This window comes from Curtobacterium sp. B18 (assembly GCF_000333375.1).
In the GTDB taxonomy this organism is placed as follows: domain Bacteria; phylum Actinomycetota; class Actinomycetes; order Actinomycetales; family Microbacteriaceae; genus Curtobacterium.
In genome coordinates, this window is the sequence record NZ_BACZ01000139.1 from 1 (window position 1) to 3230 (window position 3230).

A 3230-nucleotide genomic window follows, 5' to 3' on the forward strand; every position below is an offset into this window, starting at 1 on the left:
CCTCCTGTCCGTCAGGGGTCGGCTACCGACCCAGGAACTTCTGCAGCGACGCGAGCTCTTCCTCGGTCGGCGCCTTGCCGCCCTTGCCGCCGCCGAGTCCGAGACCGGACCCCTTCGGCGCCTGCTGCGGTGCCGCGGCGGCACCCGCGGCGAGCGCCGCGCGCTTCGCCGGGTTGCCGACCTTGGACTTCTTCTTGCCGCCCTGCTGCTGCTTCTTGCCGCCGTGCATGCCGGGGATCGGCCCCATGCCGGGCATCTGCGGGACACCTCCGCGGGCGACGGTCTTCATCATCTTCGCGGCCTGCTCGAACCGGTTCACGAGGGCGTTGACCTCGGTCACGGTGGAGCCAGCACCCTTGGCGATGCGGAGGCGGCGGGAGCCGTTGAGGAGCTTCGGCAGCTCGCGCTCCTGCGGGGTCATCGACTGGATGATCGCCTCGGTGCGGACGATCTCGCGCTCGTCGAAGTTGTCGAGCGCCTCGCGCATGCCCTTGGCGCCGGGGAGCATGCCGAGCATGCCCTTGATCGAACCGGCCTTGCGGAGCTGCTGCATCTGCTCGAGGAAGTCGTTGAGCGTGAACGAGTCGCTCGCGATCTTCTCGGCGACCTTGCGCGCTTCTTCCTCGTCGAAGGCGCCCTGGGCCTGCTCGATGAGGGAGAGGATGTCGCCGAGGTCGAGGATCCGGCTCGCCATGCGGTCGGGGTGGAACGGCTCGAAGTCGTCCAGCCCCTCACCCGTGGAGGCGAACATGATCGGACGCCCGGTCACGCTGGCGACCGACAGCGCCGCACCACCGCGGGCGTCGCCGTCGAGCTTCGACAGGACGACGCCGGTGAAGTCGACGCCTTCCTGGAAGGCGCGGGCGGTGTTGACCGCGTCCTGACCGATCATCGCGTCGATGACGAACAGGACCTCGTCGGGGTCAACGGCCTTGCGGATGTTCGCGGCCTGCTTCATGAGCTCGGCGTCGACGCCGAGACGACCGGCGGTGTCCACGATGACGGTGTCGTACTGCTGGTCGACGGCGGCCTTGATGGCGTTCTTCGCGACCTTGACCGGGTCGCCGACGCCGTTGCCGGGCTCCGGCGCGAAGACGTGCACACCCGCCTGCTCGCCCACGACCTGCAGCTGCTGCACGGCGTTCGGACGCTGGAGGTCCGCCGCGACGAGCATCGGCGTGTGGCCGTCCTTCTTGAGCCACTTGCCGAGCTTGCCCGCGAGCGTGGTCTTGCCGGCGCCCTGGAGGCCCGCGAGCATGATGACCGTCGGGGGCCGCTTGGCGAACTCGAGGCGACGCTGCTGGCCGCCGAGGATGCCGACGAGTTCCTCGTTGACGATCTGGACGACCTGCTGCGCCGGGTTCAGCGCGCGGTTGACCTCGTCGGAGAGGGCCCGCTCGCGGACGGCTGCGGTGAACGCCTTGACGACCTCGAGCGCGACGTCGGCGTCGAGGAGCGCCCGCCGGATCTCGCGGACGGTGCCGTCGACGTCGGACGGAGTCAGCCGACCCTTGCTCCGCAGGTTGCGGAAGGTCTCGGTCAGCCGATCGGAGAGTGAACCGAATTGCGCCATGATCCGTCGATTCTACAAGGCCCCGCCCGGACGCTCTCGCCCGCTCACCGCAGGAGGACGCCCTCGGCGAGTTCCACCGTCGCGCCGAGCCCGAGATCGACCACCACCGGAGCCGACGACGGGGCCCGGTCGAGCGTCGGGAACCACTGCCGACCGGGCGACACCAGGATGAGCAGCCCGTGGACATCGCCGACGGGGGCGAAGTCGGGCCCCGGCGGGTTGGCGTAGGGGTCGAGTCCGTGCAGGCTGAGCGTCTCGACCGCCCCGGGGACGTCCGGGACGGCGATGCCGACCTCACTGACCGACACGAGCAGCGGGGCGAGCGGCGCCGGGTGCCCGTCGGCCGGTGCGGCCTGCCCGTCGATCGGCGCGGCGTCCCCGGCGGGGAGTCCTCGTCGCTCGATGAGCTCGAGCAGCTGCCGGTCGGGCCCCTCGAAGTACACCGACCGCGAGTCCCAGCCCGCTGGCCCCTCGAACTCGTCGACACCGTCCGCCCCGAGCACCGTCGCGACCGCGGCCACCCGGCGCTTCGCGTCCGCGAACGTCCCGGTCGGGATCGTGAACGCGAGGTGGTGCGCTCCGGTCATCCCGTCGAGCACCCGGAAGACGAGCTGCGACGCTCCGACGGTGACCCGGACCGAGTCGTCGTCGGCGAGCACGGCGCACCCGAGTCGCTCGTAGAAGCGGGCGGTGTCGTCGAGGGAGCGGGTGGCGAGCTGGACCTGGCGGATGTGCATGGCCCTACCCGACACCCTCAACCGCGCTTCAGGTCAAGCCCCGGACTCCCGTCCGTCGCGTGCATCTCCGGGAGATCGACCGCCGACGCACCTCGTTGTTGGACGGAGTACAGAAACTGTCGTAGCCTGGCGCCCATGCCGGAACTCGACATCGTGCGCCCGTCCGGGTTGCTGGACCACGCCGAGGGACTCGCACTGCAGCGGTCCCTCCACGCCGACGTCGTCGCCGGCCGCTCCCCCGGGGCGATCGTCATCTGCGAGCACCCGTCCGTGTACACAGCCGGGCGTCGTACCGAACCGTCCGACCTGCCGACCGACGGCTCCCCCGTCGTCGAGGTGGACCGCGGCGGCCGGATCACCTGGCACGGACCGGGCCAGCTCGTCGCGTACCCGATCGTCCGGCTCGCCGCACCCCTCGACGTCGTCGCCTGGGTGCGGGACCTCGAGCAGGTCATCGTCGACGTCGCTGCGTCGGTCGGGGTGCACGCCGAGCGGGTCGAGGGGCGCAGCGGCGCCTGGGTGCCCGGCCCGGCCGGCGTCCCGCACGCCAAGGTCGGCGCGATCGGACTGCACGTCGCCGAGGGCGTGACGAGCCACGGCATCGCGATCAACTGCACGAACAGCCTCGAGCCGTACGCCGCGATCGTCCCGTGCGGCATCGCCGACGCCGGCGTCACCACGCTGACCGCCGCCGCGGGCCGACCGGTCACCGTCGACGAGCTCGCCCCCGGGGTCGCGCGCCGGGTCCAGGAGGCCGTCGACGGCATGCACAGCGGCGACCGCATCCGACGACAGGAGACCCTCGTATGACCCTCGCCCCCGAAGGACGCCGGATGCTCCGCGTCGAGGCCCGGACGCCGCGACGCCGATCGAGACGAAGCCGGAGTGGATCAAGACCCGCGCGACGCAGGGTCCGGCGT

The 3230-nt window shown here is 71.5% G+C and carries 3 protein-coding genes and 1 pseudogene; 2 read left to right on the forward strand and 2 right to left on the reverse strand.

Features of this window, described 5'->3' with window-relative positions:
• Positions 1-22: 22 nt before the first annotated feature.
• Together ffh and I5E_RS03845 are read right to left on the reverse strand one after the other, a co-directional pair.
• A complete protein-coding gene (gene ffh, locus I5E_RS03840) occupies positions 23-1573 on the reverse strand; it encodes a signal recognition particle protein (protein WP_022905829.1) in 1551 nt (516 codons plus the stop codon).
• A gap of 44 nt (positions 1574-1617) precedes the next feature.
• Positions 1618-2310 (reverse strand): VOC family protein, encoded by a 693-nt coding sequence (locus I5E_RS03845; RefSeq protein WP_022905830.1) that lies wholly within the window; start codon positions 2308-2310, stop codon positions 1618-1620.
• A gap of 135 nt (positions 2311-2445) precedes the next feature.
• On the opposite strand from I5E_RS03845, the gene lipB reads away from it, so the two are divergent.
• Together lipB and I5E_RS26205 are read left to right on the forward strand one after the other, a co-directional pair.
• The gene (lipB, locus tag I5E_RS03850; protein ID WP_022905831.1) at positions 2446-3120 is read left to right on the forward strand and encodes a lipoyl(octanoyl) transferase LipB; all 675 of its coding nucleotides are present in this window, start codon (positions 2446-2448) and stop codon (positions 3118-3120) included.
• Positions 3117-3230 (forward strand): annotated as a pseudogene (locus I5E_RS26205) (lipoyl synthase); the annotation flags it as partial. The gene lipB and the pseudogene I5E_RS26205, both read left to right, overlap by 4 nt.